17 protein-coding genes are annotated in these 19861 nt (G+C 61.3%); 4 read left to right on the top strand and 13 right to left on the bottom strand.

Going from position 1 to position 19861, the window contains the following annotated elements; all coding sequences use genetic code 11:
- Window positions 1-3: 3 nt before the first annotated feature.
- Together AC3WJP_RS03775 and rlmKL are read right to left on the bottom strand one after the other, a co-directional pair.
- Window positions 4-1920, bottom strand: coding sequence for a sensor domain-containing diguanylate cyclase (locus AC3WJP_RS03775; RefSeq protein WP_493719886.1), 1917 nt, complete (start codon window positions 1918-1920; stop codon window positions 4-6).
- Between the two features lie 234 nt (window positions 1921-2154).
- Window positions 2155-4425, bottom strand: coding sequence for a bifunctional 23S rRNA (guanine(2069)-N(7))-methyltransferase RlmK/23S rRNA (guanine(2445)-N(2))-methyltransferase RlmL (gene rlmKL, locus AC3WJP_RS03780; protein WP_493719887.1), 2271 nt, complete (start codon window positions 4423-4425; stop codon window positions 2155-2157).
- Between the two features lie 539 nt (window positions 4426-4964).
- On the opposite strand from rlmKL, the gene rmf reads away from it, so the two are divergent.
- Complete coding sequence (gene rmf / locus AC3WJP_RS03785; protein ID WP_008368461.1) at window positions 4965-5180, top strand: ribosome modulation factor; 216 nt, start codon at window positions 4965-4967, stop codon at window positions 5178-5180.
- A gap of 102 nt (window positions 5181-5282) precedes the next feature.
- On the opposite strand, the gene AC3WJP_RS03790 is transcribed toward rmf, so the two are convergent.
- From AC3WJP_RS03790 to ppsA, 9 genes are all read right to left on the bottom strand, one after another.
- A complete protein-coding gene (locus AC3WJP_RS03790) occupies window positions 5283-6305 on the bottom strand; it encodes a quinone-dependent dihydroorotate dehydrogenase (protein WP_493719888.1) in 1023 nt (340 codons plus the stop codon).
- Between the two features lie 115 nt (window positions 6306-6420).
- On the bottom strand, window positions 6421-7476 hold the full coding sequence (locus AC3WJP_RS03795) for an OmpA family protein (RefSeq protein ID WP_493719889.1): 1056 nt from the start codon (window positions 7474-7476) through the stop codon (window positions 6421-6423).
- A 107-nt stretch (window positions 7477-7583) separates the two neighbouring features.
- Window positions 7584-8150, bottom strand: a complete 567-nt coding sequence (sigX, locus tag AC3WJP_RS03800; protein WP_493720007.1) for an RNA polymerase sigma factor SigX — start codon at window positions 8148-8150, stop codon at window positions 7584-7586.
- A 111-nt stretch (window positions 8151-8261) separates the two neighbouring features.
- On the bottom strand, window positions 8262-9086 hold the full coding sequence (locus AC3WJP_RS03805; protein WP_493719890.1) for a mechanosensitive ion channel family protein: 825 nt from the start codon (window positions 9084-9086) through the stop codon (window positions 8262-8264).
- 2 nt (window positions 9087-9088) lie between these two features.
- Window positions 9089-9334 carry a CrfX protein gene (locus AC3WJP_RS03810; RefSeq protein ID WP_493720008.1) on the bottom strand — a complete coding sequence of 82 codons (246 nt, stop codon included), beginning with the start codon at window positions 9332-9334 and terminating at the stop codon, window positions 9089-9091.
- A 108-nt stretch (window positions 9335-9442) separates the two neighbouring features.
- Window positions 9443-10438, bottom strand: a complete 996-nt coding sequence (locus AC3WJP_RS03815; RefSeq protein WP_493719891.1) for a zinc transporter ZntB — start codon at window positions 10436-10438, stop codon at window positions 9443-9445.
- Between the two features lie 26 nt (window positions 10439-10464).
- Window positions 10465-10953: a ribonuclease E activity regulator RraA gene (rraA, locus tag AC3WJP_RS03820; protein ID WP_493719892.1), complete on the bottom strand. Its 489-nt coding sequence runs from the start codon at window positions 10951-10953 to the stop codon at window positions 10465-10467.
- A 139-nt stretch (window positions 10954-11092) separates the two neighbouring features.
- Window positions 11093-12073: an alpha/beta fold hydrolase gene (locus AC3WJP_RS03825; protein WP_493719893.1), complete on the bottom strand. Its 981-nt coding sequence runs from the start codon at window positions 12071-12073 to the stop codon at window positions 11093-11095.
- Between the two features lie 150 nt (window positions 12074-12223).
- Window positions 12224-14599 carry a phosphoenolpyruvate synthase gene (gene ppsA, locus AC3WJP_RS03830; RefSeq protein ID WP_493719894.1) on the bottom strand — a complete coding sequence of 792 codons (2376 nt, stop codon included), beginning with the start codon at window positions 14597-14599 and terminating at the stop codon, window positions 12224-12226.
- A 189-nt stretch (window positions 14600-14788) separates the two neighbouring features.
- Here ppsA and ppsR point away from each other — a divergent pair, with 189 nt between their 5' ends.
- The 3 genes from ppsR to AC3WJP_RS03845 all read left to right on the top strand — a co-directional run bounded on the left by ppsR (window position 14789) and on the right by AC3WJP_RS03845 (window position 17944).
- The gene (gene ppsR, locus AC3WJP_RS03835) at window positions 14789-15607 is read left to right on the top strand and encodes a posphoenolpyruvate synthetase regulatory kinase/phosphorylase PpsR (RefSeq protein ID WP_493719895.1); all 819 of its coding nucleotides are present in this window, start codon (window positions 14789-14791) and stop codon (window positions 15605-15607) included.
- A 166-nt stretch (window positions 15608-15773) separates the two neighbouring features.
- The gene (gene pabB / locus AC3WJP_RS03840) at window positions 15774-17141 is read left to right on the top strand and encodes an aminodeoxychorismate synthase component I (protein ID WP_493719896.1); all 1368 of its coding nucleotides are present in this window, start codon (window positions 15774-15776) and stop codon (window positions 17139-17141) included.
- Window positions 17142-17209: 68 nt separating this feature from the next.
- Entirely contained in the window at window positions 17210-17944 is a 735-nt protein-coding gene (locus AC3WJP_RS03845) for a phosphoadenylyl-sulfate reductase (RefSeq protein WP_493719897.1), read from the top strand.
- Window positions 17945-18070: 126 nt separating this feature from the next.
- On the opposite strand, the gene cysB is transcribed toward AC3WJP_RS03845, so the two are convergent.
- Both cysB and AC3WJP_RS03855 read right to left on the bottom strand, forming a co-directional pair.
- Complete coding sequence (gene cysB / locus AC3WJP_RS03850) at window positions 18071-19045, bottom strand: HTH-type transcriptional regulator CysB (RefSeq protein WP_226506566.1); 975 nt, start codon at window positions 19043-19045, stop codon at window positions 18071-18073.
- Between the two features lie 144 nt (window positions 19046-19189).
- Window positions 19190-19696, bottom strand: a complete 507-nt coding sequence (locus AC3WJP_RS03855; protein ID WP_493719898.1) for a universal stress protein — start codon at window positions 19694-19696, stop codon at window positions 19190-19192.
- Between the last annotated feature and the right edge of the window lie 165 nt (window positions 19697-19861).

Consider the following 19861-nt stretch of genomic DNA (forward strand, 5'->3'; position numbering starts at 1 on the left):
CCGTCAAGGCAGCTCCGGCTGGACGCCATCGCGTCCAGCCTGCTTGGCCGTGTAGACGCCAGAGTCGGCACGCAGCAGCAGGGTGTCGGCGCCCTCCCCACGGCGCCAGCCGGCAATACCGAAGCTCGCCGTGACCACTCCGACACCACCGACAGGCGCCGAGCGCAGTCCTTGCCACAGCTCCAGCGCCAACCCATAGGCCTGTTCGCTGCTGCTGCCTGGGCACAGCACCATGAACTCCTCGCCACCCAATCGGCAGAACACGTCGCCACGGCGCAGGCGCGGGGCGATACGCTGACACAGAGCCTGCAGGACGCGGTCTCCCTCGGCATGCCCATACTCATCGTTGATGTGCTTGAAGTGGTCGATATCCAGCATGATCACCGACAGGTTCGCGCCATCGCGCTCGGCACGGCTCAGTTCGGATTTTAGCCGCTCCTGGAAATACCGGCGATTGTAGATACCCGTCAGCACATCGGTAATCGACAGCGCACGCAACTCTTCTTCCACCCGCTTGAGGTCGGAAATATCAGTGAAATAGCCGTGCCAGAGGGTGCCGCCATCATCCAGTCGTTCAGGCATCGATTCACCTCGAATCCAGCGTATCCCGGCCTTCGGCAACACCACCCGGTACTCCTCGCGCCACCGGCTCAAGTCTTCGCAGGAGCGAGCGATGGAAATCCGTACCCTGGCGATATCGTCGCGGTGGATCCGCTCGAACGCCTCCTGGGCGTCGCTCAGAAGTTGCTCGTGGGTCATCTCGTACAGGTTGCACAGGCCTTTGCTGGCATACGAGAAGCGTGAAGATCCGTCCAGCCGCTGCAGGAACTGATAGATACCACCGGGCACCTCGGCGCTGAGTTTTTGCAGCAGTCGATCACGCTCCTGCAGCTGTGTGGTGCGCTCATGGACCAGCGCCAGTGCGCGCTGACGCTGACTGATCAGGCTATAGAGCAAGGCGCTGAGCAGAAAACTGAGCAGACTGCCCAGCAGCAGCACGGTCAGCTGCGCGTTGGAGCGATTGGCGTGAGCGAAGACGTCGCTGGGCCGCAGCATAATTTCGTAGGAGCGATCCCCCAGCGTCATGAAATGGATAGCCGCCAGATCCAGTTCGATCGCGGCGACGGCAGATTGAAACAACAGGCCCTCGGCGGGCGGCGCGGACAGATCACGAATACGGACCTGGAGGTTATCGTCCGCCAGTGTCGGCAGGCCATCCGTCATCAGCAACGGCACGCTGATGATGGCGCTGACGAAACCTTGCACCGGGCGCGCAATCGTCGGCTCGGCGCGGCTGGGGCCGATCACCGGTGCGACCATCAACATGCCACGGCTGTCCAGTTCCTTGAGCCCTAGCAGCGTGATAGGCGGCGACAGGGCGAAACCACCGCTGGCCTCGGCGCGCTCGAAAGTCTGACGCCGCGGCTGATTGCCGAGCAGGTCATAGCCCAATGGCACATCCGCCTGCACCTTGCTCTGGGTGAAGAACACCGGAAGATACTCGTCACGCTCGGCGGCGGGTACCAGCTCGCCGTTGCCTGCCAGATCGCGAATGCTGAACCCGGCCAGACCTTCAGACCGCGCATCGCGCTCGAAGGCATCGCGCTCGCTGCGGGCGATGCGCGGCGCCCAGGTATACGCCAAGGTTCGCCCCAGCAGGGGTTTGACGTATCCATTGAACCGGTCTCGGCTGACTGCCTGGGAATGGACCATAAAGCGGCGCAAGCCGTCCAGTCGCGACACCTGATCGACGAAACGCTCTTCGATACGGGTAAAACGCTCGCCGGCAAGCAACTCGAAGCGTTGGCGCAGCTGACGCTGGAAGCTGTCGTGGCTCGACCAGGCAATGAGCCCGGTGCTCACCAGGCCACCGGTACACACCACCACAGCCACCAGCCACGCAGCCGCATCCACGCTCATGAAGCCGAGAATTCTTGGATGCGCACCAGGCTGTGACATAGGCAGGACTCGGTACGCCAGCGAGGCAGAAAGTTCGCATGGCTCGCACCGACTTATAGCGATATGCCACTACTTTGACTAGTGGCCAATCGTGATATTTCAACCGCGCCCGGCCGACTCGCGGCGGATTTGCCAACTTTGCGACGGGCTGCACGCCAACGACGCGTAGCAGCCTTGTCGAGCAATCTGCCAGCCTTACTTGGCCTGGATTTTCCAGGCGCGGTGGATCTTGGTGTTGCGGGCGAAGTCCGGGTCCAGCGTCTGGGCGCTGATTTCCTCGACGGCATAGCGCGTGGCGAGATGCTCGTCGAGCTGGAACTTGCGGAAGTTGTTGGAGAAGTACAGCACGCCCCCCGGCGCCAGCCGCGCCACGGCCAGATCGAGCAACTGCACGTGGTCGCGCTGCACGTCGAACACCCCTTCCATGCGCTTGGAGTTGGAGAAGGTCGGCGGATCGATGAAGATCAGCTCGAACTCGTCACGGCACGCTTGCAGCCAGGCCATGACATCGCCCTGCTCCAGGCGGTTCTTGTCGGAGAAGCCGTTGAGCGAGAGGTTGCGCCGCGCCCAATCCAGATAGGTGCGCGACAGGTCGACGCTGGTGGTGCTGCGGGCGCCGCCCTTGGCAGCATGAACGCTGGCGGTAGCGGTGTAGCAGAACAGATTGAGGAAGCGCTTGCCGGCTGCCTCGCGCTGAATCCGCAGACGCATCGGGCGGTGGTCGAGGAACAGCCCGGTGTCCAGGTAATCCGTAAGGTTGACCAGCAGCTTGACGCCGCCTTCGCTGACCTCAGTGAATTGCCCCTGGGCGCTCTGGCGCTCGTACTGGCGCGTGCCACTCTGGCGCTCGCGGCGCTTGACGATCACCCGGCTCTTGTCGATGCCCAGAGCCTGGGGAATCGCCGCCAGGGCGTCGAACAGACGCGCCTGAGCCTTCTCCGGATCGATGGACTTGGGCGCGGCATATTCCTGCACGTGCACCCAGTCGTGATACAGGTCGATGGCCAGGGAATATTCAGGCATGTCGGCATCGTAGACGCGGTAGCAATCGACGCCTTCGCGCTTGGCCCATTTGCCCAGCGCCTTGAGGTTCTTGAGCAAGCGGTTGGCGAACATCTGCCCGCCTTCGCTCAGGCGTGCCTGCTCGACCACGGGCGCCGGCGCCGGCTTGATCGGGTTGCCATTCTTGTTGACCCGCGCATAGGGGTCGGCGGCCGGTGCGGATTGCTCCACCTGCTCGCTTTGTTCGCGCTCCAGCTGACGCTGCTCCGGGGTGCGACGCTCACCGGTAACGAACTGATCGGGAGTGACCTTGATCAGCAACAGCTTGCACGGCAAGGCGCCGTTCCAGAACGCATACTGCTTGTGGCTGCGAATGCCCATGCGCTTGCCCAGGTCCGGGGCGCCGGTAAACACCGCAGCCTCCCAGTTCAGGCACGCCTGGCGCAGGCGCTCGCCGAGGTTCTGGTAGAGGTACAGCAGGCTGGCTTCATCACCCAACCGCTCGCCGTAGGGAGGGTTGCAGATGATCAGGCCTTTCTGGTTCTGATCGGGGCGCGGCTCGAAGGTTGCCACTTCGCCCTGGTAGATCTTGATCCACTCGCTCAGGCCGGCGCGTTCGACGTTGTTGCGACCCGGCTGAATCAGCCGCGGGTCGGCTTCGTAACCGCGAATCCAGCTGGCAGGCTTGGCCAGGCCGGCGGCCGCGCGGGCCAGCGCTTCGTCGTGCAGCTTGCGCCACAAGGCCGGCACGTGACCAAGCCAGGCGCTGAAGCCCCAGCGGGTGCGCTTGAGGTTGGGGGCCATGTCGGCGGCAATCATGCCGGCCTCGACCAGAAAGGTCCCCACGCCGCACATCGGGTCGGCCAGCGCGCCGCCCGCCGCCGCGATGCGTGGCCAGCCAGCACGGATAAGGATTGCCGCCGCGAGGTTTTCCTTCAGCGGCGCCGCGCCCTGCTGCAAGCGATAGCCGCGCTGGTGCAGGCTGTGCCCGGACAGATCGAGGGAGAGGATGGCTTCGCCGCGGTCCAGGCGCAGGTGAATGCGCAAGTCCGGATTGAGCTTGTCGACACTCGGGCGCTCGCCGCTGGCGGTACGCAGTTTGTCGACGATGGCGTCCTTGACCTTCAGGGCGCCGAAGTGGGTGTTGTCGATACCGGAACCATGACCGCTGAACTCGACCGCCAAGGTACCGTCCGGCAACAGATGGTCGGCCCACTCGACGTCGTGCACGCCGTGATACAGGTCTTCGGCGTCTTTCATCTGAAAGCGCTTGAGCACCAGCAACACACGGTTGCCCAGACGCGACCACAGGCACAGCCGATAGGCGGTTTCCATGTCGGCCATGCCACGCACCGCCGAGGTGTGCTCGCGGGCCTCTTCCAGGCCAAGGCCAGTGGCTTCCTCGACGAGCAGGCCTTCGAGGCCCTTGGGGCAGGTGAGAAAGAGTTCAAAACGATCCGACATGTGTCAATCCAAGCCTTGGCAGTCATTGAGGCGGCAAGCGCATTGCCGTCTCCAGGTTGAGTAAGCGCCCTTCCAGCAAGGCGCCCATGTGGCACCCTCACGGTGCCGCACCACCCGCAAATTCGCCAGTACCGTCAGACGACGGCCAGCCTGGATCTGTGGGCAGGGTATTCGATTCAGCTACGACGAACGGTATGCAAATGACCCTTCGTCGCCCAATAGTTCGCTGCAAATAGCCATCATTCGCAATGGCACGATGATCGCAGGGCCATGCAAGAGCCTGATCATACGGGGTTTGCACGCCATGGGCGATGACGCAAATATTTACTTATGGTCATGACGACAAAATCGTTACCGCGTTATGACAAAAAGATCGTTCCCAGCGCCTGCTCATTTCTTTACAACTCAACAGTCGCCACCGCAACGGGACGATATCCAGGCTCGCGACGCCGGCAGCGAGCGCATCACCGGCAGAAAGAATCTGCCCGACCTATTGAGGTCGACGGGACATAACAGTCAACAAGTGAGGGCTACACCCTATGAGAAGACTCAAGCGTGATCCGTTGGAAAGAGCATTCTTACGCGGCTACCAATACGGTATCCATGGCAAATCCCGCGAGCTTTGCCCTTTTACTCTACCGTCGGTTCGTCAAGCCTGGATCAATGGCTGGCGCGAAGGACGCGGCGACAACTGGGACGGTATGACCGGCACTGCGGGGATCCACAGGCTCAACGAACTTCACGCTGTCGGCTGAGCGACACTGCGATCCGACTTTTTTCGTTTAACCATGCACGCCCGACCCGGGCGGCGGGCTAGCGCCCAAAGGGCCCCTTGATGGGGCCCTCTTTTTTGCCGATCAGAGCGTGCGTGCCGCAATGGCATCGACGCACTCACGGATCAGCGCTGGCCCCTTGTAGATGAAGCCCGAATAAATCTGCACCAGGCTCGCACCGGCGGCGATCTTCTCGGCCGCGTGACGCCCTTCGGTAATGCCACCCGCAGCGATGATCGGCAACTTGCCGCCGAGCTCCTGGGACAGCACCTTGACGATATGGGTGCTCTGTTCCAGCACCGGCGCACCGGACAAACCACCTGCCTCGTCACCGAAGGGCAAGCCTTCCACGCCCACGCGGCTGAGGGTGGTGTTGGTGGCGATCACCGCATCCATTCCCGACTCGATCAACGCACCGGCCACCAGGGCCGTTTCTTCGTCGCTCATGTCCGGGGCGATCTTGATTGCCAGCGGTACCTGACGGCCATGCTCAAGGGCCAGTTGCTGGCGCCGCACGGCCAGTGCATCGAGCAACTGCTTGAGCGACTCACCGAACTGCAGGCTGCGCAGCCCCGGCGTATTGGGCGAGCTTACGTTGACGGTCACATAGCTGGCGTGGGCATAGACCTTGTTCAGGCAGATCAGGTAATCGTCGACGGCGCGCTCGACCGGGGTATCGAAGTTCTTGCCGATGTTGATCCCCAGGGTGCCGCGGTATTTGCTGGCCTGTACCCGCGCGACCAGGTGGTCGACACCAAGGTTGTTGAAGCCCATGCGATTGATGATCGCGGTCGCCTCGGGCAGGCGAAAGATCCTCGGCTTGGGATTGCCAGGCTGAGGGCGCGGCGTCACGGTACCGATCTCGACGAAGCCGAAGCCCAACTGGGCGAAGCCGTCGATGGCCGCGCCATTCTTGTCCAGCCCCGCAGCCAGGCCCACCGGGTTGGTGAACTGCAGCCCCATCACCGTCACTGGCAACGCCGCTGGCGCCTTGGTCAGCAGGCCATTGAGACCGAGACGGCCACCGGCGCCGATCAGATCCAGAGACAGGTCATGGGAGGTTTCCGGGGACAGTTTGAACAGCAGCTGGCGGGCCAGGTTGTACATGGGCGCAATGGACTCGGCAAGACGAAATGAGGAAGGGATTGTAGCAGCCGGCGCACTAAATCGCAGGCAAAGAAAAGCCCGGCATGAGCCGGGCTTTTCTGGAGCTGTGGGCTAATTACTTAGCTTGAGCTTCTACTTTAGCTTCTACGCGACGGTTAACGGCGCGACCAGCTTCAGTGGCGTTGTCAGCGACTGGACGGGTTTCACCGTAACCGATCGAGTTGACGCGGCTCGACTCGACACCGTACTGGTTGACCAGAACTTGTTTAACGGCGTTTGCACGACGCTCGGACAGTTTCTGGTTGTAAGCGTCAGGACCGACGGAGTCAGTGTGACCTTCAACAGTGGTGGAAGTCTGTGGGTACTGCTTCATGAAGTCAGCCAGGTTTTTGATATCACCGTAGCTGTTAGGCTTGACGACAGCCTTGTTGAAGTCGAACTTGACGTCCAGCTCAACGCGAACGACTTCAGCCACTGCCGGGCAACCGGTAGCGTCAACGGTGACGTTGGCTGGAGTGTTAGGGCACTTGTCGACGTTGTCGCAAACACCATCGTTGTCGCTGTCGGTGCAGACGTCAGCAACTGGAGCAGGAGCAGGAGCCGCTTCGTGCTTGCCGCCGCTGCCGCCGAAGTTCACACCCAGGCCAACGGTAGGAGCGTAGTCCCACTTGCCGTTGTCCAGTTTGTACGAAGCATCAACACCGGCACGAGCGTACAGGTTGTTGGTGAAGTACCACTTGGCGCCAGCGCCGATGGTAGCGAAAGTCGACTGGTCGCGACCGCTGTGGCCGTCAGCTTCGACGTTGCTCAGGCTCTGGTGAGCGAAGCCACCGGAAACGTATGGACGGATCGAGTCGCCAACAGCACCGAAGTGGTACAGGGCAGACAGGGAACCGGTGTCACCGTGGATCTTCTGCGAACCGGTACCGTCGTTTGAACGGGTGTAGTTGGTTTTGCCGTAGCCCAGAACCAGTTCTACGTCGTCGGTCAGGAAGTAACCGATCGAACCGCCGGCGGTGCGGCCGTCTTCAACGTGCTTGACGCTGTCGTTGTAGTTCTTCGAGTAGAAAGCTTCGCCTTCTACTGCGCCTTGGCCTTGAGCCAGAACGCCGAAAGAGGTCGCAGCTACCAGCGAACCGATAGCCAGGCCCAAAGTGTTTTTCAGTTTCATCCGTTAAATCCCCATCTGGTGATTGTTAGCAACCTCAAAAAATTCAGAGGCAACTGGTCGGCAAGTCTAGCAGAACTCGCCGAATGGTTAGAGATATTTGCTATGGACTAAGTTTCAGCCATTCCCGCAAATTTCTCTCGTAGCTTGTCCAACGCGCGCTTGTAGCGCATTTTGGTGGCGCTCAGACCCATGTGCATGATGTCGGCTATCTCCTGAAATTCCAGCTCCGCGACGAATCGAAGCACCAGAATTTCCCGATCTATCGGATTCACATGCACAAGCCAACGGTCAAGACCGCCCCTTTCTTCTGGCTTGGGCGTCGTCTCCTCGGATGCTTCCTCGACCGGGTCGAGACTCAGGGCATCCAACAAGCGGCGCTTGCGCCTCTCCTTTCTGTACTGCGTGATGCACTCGTTGTAGGTGATGCTGTAGAGCCAGGTCTTGAATTTCGATTTACCTTCGAAATTCTTCAAACCGTAAAGCACCTTCAGCATCACCTCCTGACAGACATCGTCGGCGTCACGATCGTTCCCTAAATAGCGTGCACAAACGTTGAAGAGGGTTCGCTGGTAGCGTCGCATCAACTCTTCATACGCCCGCGTCACATGAAACAGTTCGACGTGCGAACGCTCCACCAGCTCCTCATCGGACAGCTCGCGGGGATCGTAGCGCAAGGGCAGCGAATGTACGTTATTCAAAACAAGTCGGGCCGGCAGTGTTCAATGTCCGCCACAACCCGGAGATCGGGCCATTTTGCGGCGGCATACATTAGCAGGAATGCCGGGTTAGCGGCTACTCACTCGCTGCTCCAGCAAGATCTTGTTCGACAACGACACCAGCTCGCCTTCGTCGGTCAGCAAGGTGGTCTTCACCGTGCCGATCTCTTCAATCTGTCCCTCGACCTCTCCAACTCGCACCTGCTGACCGACCTGGTACAGCTCGCGAACATAAATACCGGCCAGAATCTGGCTGGCGATATCGCGACTGCCAAGGCCCATGGCCAGCGCCACCGCCAGACCGACGGTAATCAGGCCGATCACGATGACATGGTTGAGCAGGTCGGTCTTGATCTCCAGCTGACTGATGGCCACCGAGATGCTGATGATGATCACCAGCCACTGCGCGACACGTCCCAGCCCCGCCGAATAGTCCAGCCCGACACCTTCGGCGGCGCCGCGCACCAGGCCGTTGGCCAACTGCGCCAGCAACACGCCGACCAGCAGCACCAGCGCCCCGGCGAACACCTTGGGCAGGTACAGCGCCAGCACATCGAGAGTGGCCGATACTCGCTGCAGGCCCAGGGACTCGGCCGCCGAGACCAGGAAAATCAACAGCACGAACCAGTAGACGATCTTGCCCACCAGCGTCGAGATCGGCACCTTGATACCGGCACGGCTCATCAGCTTGGTCAGGCCGGTGCCGCCCATGATGCGGTCCAGCCCCAGCTTGGCCAGCAGTTTGGACAGCAAGGTGTCGAGCAGCTTGGCGACGACGAACCCGAGCAGTACCACCACCAGCGCCCCGAACAGATTGGGGATGAAGTTGGCGATTTTGGTCCACAACGCCGTCATGGCGGTGACCAGGCTCTGCGTCCAGAGATCGAGTTGCATATTCATTCAGCCTTATCTGCGGGTCGCGCAGAGTTTTTACGCCGCGATACCGGCGCGACATGCCCGGAACCGTTGTTGACCGCAATCATGCAAGCCTGCAACCAGCGCCCCATGAGGCCGAACAGGTCCTGCGCGCCAACCTGACGATTGGCAGTCTTCAACACGCGGCCCAGAGAAGCATCGTGGTCGCGATTGGACGAGGATGCATTGAGCATGTCGCGCAGGGACTCTTCAAACGGATCGACCATGGGCACCTCGCGAATTTCATTCAAAGACGATCCACAATGCGCATGGGTCACATTGACGCGGAATACGTGCCAGATTTTTTTTGTAACCATCTGGTTACCCAGCTCCCGTCATACCCAACGCAAGCGCCGGAACAGCCACCACTGCCCTAGCGCGACCAGCATCATCAGCGAGCAGGCAATCTCGAACCCATGTGGGCTTTGCGCCAAGGGAATCGCCCCGACGTTCATGCCCAGCAAGCCGGTAATGAAGGTCATGGGCAGAAACACCCCGGTCACCACGCCGAACCGGTACATGGTGCGGTTCATGCGCTCGCTCAGGCGCCGGTCCTCGGCCTCCAGCAGCAAGCCGACGCGCTCGCGGGTCAGCTCCAGCTCCTCGAGGTAACGAATCAGGCTGTTGTTGAGTTCGTTCCAGTAATCGCCGTCGTCATCCTCGAACCACGGCAGCTTGTGCCGCGCCAGCTGTGCATAGATATCACGCTGAGGCGCCAGAAAACGTCGCAGCCCGGCCGCACGCCGACGGAAATGCAGGAGACTGCCATGCTCGGGCGCGTAGCGTTCATCGGCATCGACCTTGTCTTCTTCGTTATCCACGGCTTCGGACAGGTCACCCACCAGCGCCTGGACCTTTTCGGTCAGGTATTGCGCCAGATAAAGGATGACTTCGGACGCCGTCTTCGGCCCGACACCGGCCTGCAACTGAGCCAGCAATTCATCCGTGGCGCGCAGTGGTCGCAGACGCAACGACACCACCCGCTGCGCCTCGGCAAAAATGCGCACCGAGACCATGTCTTCGGGCTCGGCACCCGGGTTGAGATTGACCCCGCGCAAAAACAGCAGCAGCTGGCAGTCCGGCAACGGCAGCAGGCGCGGCCGGGTGTTCTCTTCCAGCAGCAAGTCGCAGGTGAACGCGTTGAGCCCGCTGCTGGTGCGCAGCCAGCTCTGGGTCTGCGGATGGCCACGATCCCAGTGCAGCCAGAGGCTCTCGGCCGGCTGCAGTACCAGGTCATCGATCTCGGTTCTAGCTATCGCACGCGCACCGCCCTTGCCGTCCAGCACCAGGGCATGCACCAGCCCCCACTGCGCGTTTTCTTCCTCGAACATCCTCACTCCACAGCCTGTACTACGGGTTATTCGGGCATTTTCAGCGGTTCGGGCGATACGATAACGCCGTTATTGTCGGCGTAGATGAATTCTCCGGGGCGAAACGTGACACCGGCGAAATGCACGATGACATTCAGGTCGCCGATGCCGCGCTTGTCGGTCTTGCGCGGATGGGTGGCCAGGGCCTGCACCCCGACGTCAAGCTGCGCGATCATGTCGACGTCACGGATGCAGCCGTAGATCACCAGGCCCTCCCAGTGGTTGTGCGCCGCCTTCTCGGCCAGCATGTCCCCCAGCAGCGCACAGCGCAGCGATCCGCCGCCGTCGACCACCAGCACCTTGCCTTTGCCATCTAGCTCGACCTGGGACTTGACCACGGAGTTGTCTTCGAAACACTTGACCGTGACGATCTCACCGCCAAAGGAATCTCGACCACCGAAATTGCTGAACATCGGCTCCAGCACGGTGACCAGATCGGGATACGCATCGCACAGATCGGGTGTGAGGTAATGCATGGGGTAACTCCTGTCACTTGAGGATGGGAGACGCGTTTGCAGTCTAGCAAATGGATCGGCAGAACCTGTAGCGGGGGGGCTTGCCCCCGAAAAATCGTTCATTTCTCAAAGGCGCCGATTTCGGGGGCAAGCCCCCTCGCTACATGGCATGCTGCAACGGCAGCGTCTCGGCAGCGTCGTTATCCTGTAACCACTGCGCGACCAACGGCCAGACCTCGGCCTGGGCCGGTTTGCTGATCAGCATCTCGACATGGCCGAAGTCGTCGCTGTAGCCCGCCTTGCGGCCCAATTCGACAAAGCGCTTGCTGTCGCCGCCGAACTGTTCGAACAGCCGGCGGCACTCCTCGACCGGATCTTGCAGATCCCCTGCCGCCGCCACCGCCATCACCGCCACGCGGTTATCCGCCAGCCCCGCCCACCAGTCGCTGTGGCGATCGCGAAACTTGCCGAACAGGCCGTACCAGCGCATGACTTCCAGCACCAGGCCGATAGGCTCATCCTCAGGCCCGCGCTTGAAACGCGCGCCCGACAAATGGGGGAAACGCTTGAGCAGCATGCGCCCCGCCCAGGCCACCGGCGGGATCTTCAACGGCCAGTAATTGCGCGTGATCTGGCTGCCGAACAAGGCCACCGAAGCCACCTGCTCTTCGCTTAAGTAGCGCCCACCCAACGCCGCCGCGAGGGTCGTACCGCCCAGCGAATGACCGACCCAATGCGGCTTGTGACCGTTCTGTTCATGAACGAAGGCATTGATGACCGGCAAATCGTACTGCGCGTAATCGGCTACACGGTTACGTTTGTAGTCGAGGTTGCGCGGCGACAGACCGTGGCCGCGCATCTCCGGGATCCACACGTCGAAACCCTGACGCGCCAGCCAGGCGCCCAGGCCGATACTCTTGGGCGAATACCAGAAGCGCCGATTGGCAAAGCTGCCGTGCAGCAGGATCACTGGAATGCCGCGGGCGGCGGGCTGATCGGCCAGCCCCAGACGGGTAACGGCCAGTTCGACGCTGGCATCCGGGCTGTTGGCCGCCTTGATGCGGTAGACGTCCTCGCTCAGATCACCGCGCCGATCGGCGCTGAGCAAGGCCACGGGATAAAGTTGACTGCTGCTTTGCATAGAATGGGGAATGACCAGAACTGAAGGAATCGCCACATGAAATGTAGCGAGGGGGCTTGCCCCCGAAAGATCCTCCAGTCGCATTGCTGTGACTGACAGACCTGTCGGGGGCAAGCCCCCTCGCTATACGACCAAGGCGTGATCAGGATATCAGACCGCAGCCTCTTTCTCTGCCAGGAAGAACCAGGTTTCCAGCACCGAGTCCGGATTGAGCGAAACACTCTCGATACCCTGCTCCATCAGCCACTTGGCCAGATCCGGATGGTCCGATGGCCCCTGGCCGCAAATGCCGATGTATTTGCCGGCCTTGTTGCAGGCGGCGATGGCATTGGCCAGCAGCTTCTTGACCGCCGGATTTCGCTCATCGAACAGATGCGCAATGATCCCCGAGTCGCGATCCAGGCCCAGGGTCAACTGGGTCAGGTCGTTGGAGCCGATCGAGAAGCCATCGAAGAACTCCAGGAACTCTTCGGCCAGAATCGCGTTGGATGGCAGCTCGCACATCATGATCACGCGCAGGCCGTTGTCGCCGCGGGCCAGGCCGTTCTCGGCGAGCAGATCGACCACCTGCGACGCTTCGCCCAAGGTGCGCACGAATGGCACCATGATCTCGACGTTGGTCAGGCCCATCTCGTTGCGCACGCGCTTGAGAGCGCGGCATTCGAGTTCGAAGCAGTCGCGGAACGACTCGCTGATATAACGCGATGCGCCACGGAAACCCAGCATCGGGTTCTCTTCTTCCGGCTCGTAGAGCTTGCCGCCGATGAGGTTGGCGTACTCGTTGGACTTGAAGTCCGAGAGCCGTACGATGACTTTTTTCGGGTAGAACGCCGCCGCCAGAGTGCTGATGCCTTCGACCAGCTTCTCGACATAAAAGCCCACCGGGTCGTCATAGCCGGCGATGCGCTTGTCGACGCTGTCCTTGATTTCCGGCGGCAGACCGGCGTAGTTGAGCAGCGCCTTGGGGTGCACGCCGATCATACGGTTGATGATGAACTCCAGCCGCGCCAGGCCGACACCGGCGTTGGGCAACTGGGCGAAGTCGAAGGCGCGATCCGGATTGCCGACGTTCATCATGATCTTGAACGGCAGCTCGGGCATGGCGTCCACCGAGTTCTGCTTGATGTCGAAACCCAGCTCGCCTTCGAAGATGTATCCAGTGTCGCCCTCGGCACAGGACACGGTCACGCCCTGGCCGTCCACCAGCAGCTGAGTGGCGTTGCCGCAGCCGACCACCGCCGGGATGCCCAGCTCGCGGGCGATGATCGCCGCATGGCAGGTGCGCCCGCCGCGGTTGGTGACGATGGCGCTGGCGCGCTTCATCACTGGTTCCCAGTCCGGGTCGGTCATGTCCGACACCAGCACGTCGCCGGGTTGGACCTTGTCCATCTCCGAGACGTCATGAATGATCCGCACCTTGCCGGCGCCGATACGCTGGCCAATGGCCCTGCCTTCGACCAGCACCTTGCCTTTTTCCTTGAGCAGGTAGCGCTCCATGACGTTGCCGCTCGAGCGGCTTTTCACGGTTTCCGGACGCGCCTGGACGATATAGAGCTGCTGGTCGTCACCGTCCTGGGCCCATTCGATGTCCATCGGGCAACCGTAGTGCTCCTCGATGATCATCGCCTGCTTGGCCAGCTCGCTGACCTGCGCATCAGTCAGGCAGAAGCGCGCGCGCTCGGCCTTGTCGACATCGACGGTCTTGACCGAACGACCGGCCCTGGCCTCGTCGCCGTAGATCATCTTGATGGCCTTGCTGCCCAGATTGCGCCGCAGGATGGCCGGGCGGCCGCCCTTCAGGGTGTGCTTGTGCACATAGAATTCGTCCGGGTTGACCGCGCCTTGCACCACCGTCTCGCCGAGGCCATAAGCGCCGGTGATGAACACCACGTCGCGAAAGCCCGACTCGGTGTCGAGGGTGAACATCACCCCCGCGGTACCGGTTTCGGAGCGCACCATGCGCTGCACGCCAGCCGACAGCGCCACCAGCTTGTGATCGAAGCCCTGGTGCACGCGATAGGAAATGGCGCGGTCGTTGAACAGCGAAGCGAATACTTCCTTGGCCGCACGGATGACGTTTTCGACGCCACGGATGTTCAGGAAGGTTTCCTGCTGACCGGCAAAGGAGGCGTCCGGCAAGTCTTCGGCGGTGGCCGAGGAGCGCACAGCCACGGCGATGTCGGGGTTGCCCTTGGACAGCACGGCAAACTCGTCGCGAATGGCCTGGTTGAGAGCTTCGGGGAATTCGGCCTCCATGATCCAGGTGCGGATCTGGGCGCCGGTTCTGGCGAGGGCATTGACGTCATCGACATCCAGTGCGTCGAGCGCAGCATGGATCTGGGCGTTGAGGCCGCTCTGTTCGAGGAAATCACGATAGGCTTCAGCCGTCGTGGCAAAGCCGCCAGGCACCGAGACACCGGCACCCGCCAGGTTGCTGATCATCTCGCCCAGGGATGCGTTCTTGCCCCCCACGCGCTCAACGTCGTGTTTGCCGAGCTTGTCGAGGGAAACTACGTACTCTACCAAGGTGATCTCTCCACTGACTGTAAGTATTGTGTGTGCAGGAAAAACCTGGAGCCGCGCAACGTCATGCAGCACCGCGTTCCGAACTTTGTGACCAAGGCCTGAGGCGGCGACGAAAGCGGTCGTTCAAGGCCATGGAAACGGGCCTATCATATACACAACTTCCCTCGCGCTTAAGGCCCAGTACCCACAATGAAACGATCGGCATTCTTCATCTCGGATGGCACTGGCATCACCGCTGAAACACTGGGCCAGAGTCTCCTAGCGCAATTCGAAAACATAACCATCAACAAGTTCACCAGGCCCTATGTCGACAGCATCGAAAAGGCCCGCGCCATGGTCCAGCAGATCAATACCGCCGCCGAGCGCGACGGCATGCGCCCGATCATCTTCGATACCATCGTCAACCAGGACATCCGCGAGGTGCTGGCGACGTCCAATGGCTTCATGATCGATATCTTTTCCACCTTTTTGGCGCCGCTGGAAATGGAGCTCAACGCGCACTCGTCGTACTCGGTGGGCAAATCCCACTCGATCAGCCGCAACGCCAACTACATGGAGCGCATCGAAGCAGTGAACTTCGCCCTGGACAACGACGACGGCGCGCGCACCCACTATTACGACAAGGCAGACTTGATTCTGGTCGGTGTTTCGCGTTGCGGCAAGACGCCCACCTGCCTTTATATGGCCATGCAGTTCGGCATCCGCGCGGCCAACTATCCGTTGACCGAAGACGATATGGAGCGCCTGCAACTCTCGCCGGCGCTCAAAGCCCACCAGAACAAACTGTTCGGCTTGACCATCGACCCTGACCGGCTCACCGCGATCCGCCATGAGCGCAAACCCAACAGCCGTTATTCCAGCTACGCCCAGTGCGAATTCGAGGTGCGCGAGGTCGAAAGCCTGTTCCGCCGCGAGAATATTCCGCACATCAATTCGACGCATTTTTCAGTGGAAGAAATCTCCGCCAAGATCCTCGTCGAGAAAGGCGTGGAGCGGCGGTTCAAATGATTGTGTAGCGAGGAGGCTTTGCCTGCGATAAATCGGGTCAGGGACAAGAGGTTGACTGATCTAGCGTCATCGGGGGCGAGCCCCCTCGCTCCAGGGATCACGGCGCGCCCCCAAGGGTTGGCAAAACCTCTACAATATGGCGCTTTCGCCTGCCAGACGATCCCGCATGTCCACCTGTCACCTTTATCCCCTGCCCTATCATGCCGACGCCACGCGCTGGTTCGAGGCGATCCGTCACGCGCCGGGCGCCGTGCTGCTCGACAGTGCCCGCCCAGGCGCAGAACGCGGGCGCTTCGACCTGCTCAGCGCCTGGCCATTGCAACAATTGCAAACCGCTGCCGGCGAGTCCGGCACAACCTTCATCCAGCGCCTGCGCCACAGCCTCGCCGCGCTGGGCATGGCACAACTGCCCGCCGGCGCAGACCTGCCCTTCGCCGGCGGGCTGATCGGCTACCTCAGCTACGACTTCGGGCGGCGACTCGAAAGCATCGCCGGCGACAGTGTCGATGACCTGCAACTGCCCGATGCGCAATTAGGCCTCTACGCTTGGGCATTGATCAGCGATCACCAACTGCGCACCTCGCAATTGATGTTTCATCCGGCGCTGGCGGAGCAGGAGCGCGTACGACTGACCGAACTGTTCGAAGCGCAGGCTGAACGTGCGAGCGCAACCCGCCCCCACGGGGAAGATAGGTCGTTCAAGCTCGACCACGCCATGACCGGCGACTGGAGCCCCGATCAATACCGCGGCGCCTTCGAACGCATCCAGGGCTATATCCAGGCCGGTGATTGCTACCAGATCAACCTCACTCAGCGCTTTCGCGCGCCCTGCCAGGGTGATGCCTGGAGCGCCTATCGCGCGCTGCGGGCGGCCTGCCCGACGCCATTTTCGGCGTTCATGCCGCTGGCCGATGGCAGCACCCTGCTGAGCCTTTCCCCGGAGCGTTTCATTCAGGCGCGTAACGGCCAGGTCGAGGCGCGCCCGATCAAAGGCACCCGCCCCCGCGGCGCGACGCTGGCCGAGGACGTCGCCAACGGTGCCGAGCTACTGGCGAGCGCCAAGGACCGTGCCGAGAACCTGATGATCGTCGACCTGCTGCGCAACGATCTGGGGCGCACCTGCCAGATCGGCTCGGTCAAGGTGCCGGAGCTGTTCGCGCTGGAGAGCTATCCCAACGTGCATCACATGGTCAGCAGCGTGACCGGCACACTGGCCGCCGGCACCGACGCCCTGGATCTGATCGCCGGCAGCTTCCCGGGCGGCTCGATCACCGGCGCGCCGAAAATCCGCGCCATGGAGATCATCGACGAGGTCGAACCCCACCACCGCGGCTTCTATTGCGGCTCGATGCTGTACATGGATGTGCGCGGCGCGATGGACAGCTCCATCGCCATCCGCAGCCTGCTGATCAAGAACGGCCAGGTCAGTTGCTGGGGCGGCGGCGCGGTAGTGGCCGACTCGAACTGGGAAGACGAATACGCCGAATCCCTGACCAAGGTGCAGGTGTTGCTGGATACGCTGCAACAGCTCTGAGCTGCAAGATTTTGTTACCATTGCATCATTCGAGCGCCCAAGCGCCACTGACTACCGGAAGCCGCCTGATGAGCCAACCCTTCGATGTCGCCGAACTCGCCGCGACTTACTCCAGCAAATCCCCACAGGACATCCTCAAACTGGCCTTCAGCCATTTCGGTGACTATCTGTGGATATCCTTCAGCGGCGCCGAAGACGTGGTGCTGGTGGACATGGCCTGGAAACTCAACAAGAACGTCAAGGTCTTCAGCCTCGACACCGGCCGCCTGCACCCGGAGACCTATCGCTTCATCGACCAAGTCCGCGAGCATTACCAGATCGCCATCGAGCTGGTGTCTCCCGACCACAGCAAGCTGGAGCCTTTCGTCAAGGAAAAAGGCTTGTTCAGCTTCTACAAGGACGGCCATGGCGAATGCTGCGGCGTGCGCAAGATCGAGCCCCTGCGCCGCAAACTGGCGAGCGTGACGGCTTGGGCCACCGGTCAGCGCCGCGATCAGAGCCCCGGCACCCGCAGCCAGGTGGCGGCCCTGGAGATCGACGGCGCCTTCTCGACGCCAGATCGCCCGCTGTACAAATTCAATCCATTGGCGCAGATGACCAGCGAGGAAGTCTGGGGTTATATCCGCATGCTCGAGCTGCCTTACAACAGCCTGCACGAACGAGGCTTCATCAGCATCGGCTGCGAACCCTGCACGCGCCCGGTATTGCCGAACCAGCACGAGCGCGAAGGCCGCTGGTGGTGGGAAGAAGCGACCCAGAAGGAATGCGGGCTGCATGCCGGCAACCTGATCAGCAAGGCCTGAGTCACTTCAGCAAAAACACCGCCCCCCCTGTAGCGAGGGGGCTTGCCCCCGAAAAATAGTGCCAGCGACATTATCTCTGCCGCCGCACCGTCATCGGGGGCAAGCCCCCTCGCTACACGCTGGGCATCAGTGCTTGGGCAACTCGACCCCGGCAAACAGCTCTTCGAGCTCCTGCTTGTTGTGGCACTGGATGGCTTTGGCCATCACATCCCGGGTCAAGTGCGGCGCGAACTTCTCGATGAAGTCGCACATGAATCCGCGCAGGAAGGTCCCGCGACGGAAGCCGATCTTGGTCACACTGGCTTCGAACAGGTGATCGGCGTCCAGCACCACCAGATCGCTGTCCAGCTTCTCGTCCACGGCCATGCGTGCGACGATGCCAACACCCAATCCCAGGCGCACGTAAGTCTTGATGACGTCGGCGTCGGCTGCAGTGAATACCACTTTCGGCGTCAGGCCGCGATGGCTGAAGGCCTCATCGAGCTTGGAACGACCGGTAAAACCGAACACGTAGGTGACGATCGGATGCTCGGCGAGCACTTCGAGCGTCAGCTTGCCGACCTTGGTCAGGGGATGGCCCTGAGGCACCACGACGCAACGGTTCCAGCGGTAGCACGGCATCATGATCAGATCACCGAACAACTCGAGTGCCTCGGTGGCGATGGCGAAATCGACGGTGCCGTCAGCGGCCATTTCGGCAATCTGCATCGGCGAACCCTGGTGCATGTGCAGGGCGACGTCAGGGTATTGCTTGATGAAATTGCTGATCACCGGCGGCAAGGCATAACGCGCCTGGGTGTGGGTGGTCGCGATCGACAGGGTGCCTTTTTTCTCGTTGGAGAATTCCTGGGCGATCTGCTTGATGCTCTCGACCTTGCGCAGAATCTCACCGGCCGTATTGATGATCCGCTCGCCCGCTGGGGTCACGCGGGTCAGGTGCTTGCCGCTGCGGGCGAACACTTCGACTCCCAATTCATCCTCGAGCAAGCGGATCTGCTTGCTGATCCCCGGCTGCGAGGTATACAGACTTTGCGCCGTGGCGGAGACATTGAGGTCGTGGTGCGCCACCTCCCAGATGTAGCGCAGTTGCTGAAGCTTCATAGAGTTCCCTCAAAGCAGATAGACGTCACCTGCAGCAGCGACGGGTTATAACTATATCAATGGTAAAACCCGGAAACATAGAACTTTTTATTAATTGTAATAAAATTTTTCTACACGCCACCTGTATCGGCCCATCAGGCGCGGCTAACCCTCCCCGTCCCCGCGCTTGACCAGCGTCGACCCCAGGGGCACCAGGTATACCGGTACGGTGCTGAGTTGCAGGACCCGCGCGGCAGTGCGCCCCAAGGGAATGTCGGCATTGCCGCCCTCACCGTGGCTGCCGATGATCAACAGGTCGACTTCCAGGCGCTGGACCTGATCGAGAATGACTTGCGCCGGATCCCCCTGGCGCACCCGCACGGCGCTGATCAGCGCCAGGTCCTGCGGCTCTTCGAGTTCGTCGACGAAGCTGTCGAGGACCTTTTGCTCGATGTTGGCCATGACCGTGGTCACCCCTTCATGGTGCAAGTCATCGAGCGTGGATGGATCGAGGTAGCTCTGCAGCACCGATTCGGCGAACGGGCTCATGGGCTCGACGGCGTGTATCACATACAAGTCAGCCTTGAACGCCCTGGCCATGGACAGCGCATGCTGCAGAACGAAAGGCGCGTACGGACCAAGATCAGAGGCATACAACATGGACCGGATCATTCAACCCCCTTGTCACTGCTGCGAACGGCAGAACTTGCTAGAGCTTAGCAGCGCCGCCGCGAGGCGCTCGCCAGCATCGGCAAGGGGACAAAGCCGCCACTGGCCATTGTCGCCGCAGGGGGTATCGCGTTAAGGTTCCGCTCCCCGCTGCGCCGAATAATAGTG

It is taken from the genome of Pseudomonas sp. GW821-FHT01A09 (assembly GCF_058986725.1).

Bases quoted from the DNA above. Each gene is read 5' to 3' on its own strand.
- rmf (WP_008368461.1), top strand. From the start codon at position 4,965: ATGAGAAGACTCAAGCGTGATCCGTTGGAAAGAGCATTCTTACGCGGC.
- cysB (WP_226506566.1), bottom strand. From the start codon at position 19,045: ATGAAGCTTCAGCAACTGCGCTACATCTGGGAGGTGGCGCACCACGAC.
- ppsR (WP_493719895.1), top strand. From the start codon at position 14,789: ATGAAACGATCGGCATTCTTCATCTCGGATGGCACTGGCATCACCGCT.
- rlmKL (WP_493719887.1), bottom strand. From the start codon at position 4,425: ATGTCGGATCGTTTTGAACTCTTTCTCACCTGCCCCAAGGGCCTCGAA.
- AC3WJP_RS03845 (WP_493719897.1), top strand. From the start codon at position 17,210: ATGAGCCAACCCTTCGATGTCGCCGAACTCGCCGCGACTTACTCCAGC.
- AC3WJP_RS03810 (WP_493720008.1), bottom strand. From the start codon at position 9,334: ATGGTCGATCCGTTTGAAGAGTCCCTGCGCGACATGCTCAATGCATCC.
- AC3WJP_RS03855 (WP_493719898.1), bottom strand. From the start codon at position 19,696: ATGATCCGGTCCATGTTGTATGCCTCTGATCTTGGTCCGTACGCGCCT.
- AC3WJP_RS03805 (WP_493719890.1), bottom strand. From the start codon at position 9,086: ATGCAACTCGATCTCTGGACGCAGAGCCTGGTCACCGCCATGACGGCG.
- AC3WJP_RS03825 (WP_493719893.1), bottom strand. From the start codon at position 12,073: ATGCAAAGCAGCAGTCAACTTTATCCCGTGGCCTTGCTCAGCGCCGAT.
- AC3WJP_RS03795 (WP_493719889.1), bottom strand. From the start codon at position 7,476: ATGAAACTGAAAAACACTTTGGGCCTGGCTATCGGTTCGCTGGTAGCT.
- rraA (WP_493719892.1), bottom strand. From the start codon at position 10,953: ATGCATTACCTCACACCCGATCTGTGCGATGCGTATCCCGATCTGGTC.
- AC3WJP_RS03815 (WP_493719891.1), bottom strand. From the start codon at position 10,438: ATGTTCGAGGAAGAAAACGCGCAGTGGGGGCTGGTGCATGCCCTGGTG.
- AC3WJP_RS03790 (WP_493719888.1), bottom strand. From the start codon at position 6,305: ATGTACAACCTGGCCCGCCAGCTGCTGTTCAAACTGTCCCCGGAAACC.
- pabB (WP_493719896.1), top strand. From the start codon at position 15,774: ATGTCCACCTGTCACCTTTATCCCCTGCCCTATCATGCCGACGCCACG.
- AC3WJP_RS03775 (WP_493719886.1), bottom strand. From the start codon at position 1,920: ATGAGCGTGGATGCGGCTGCGTGGCTGGTGGCTGTGGTGGTGTGTACC.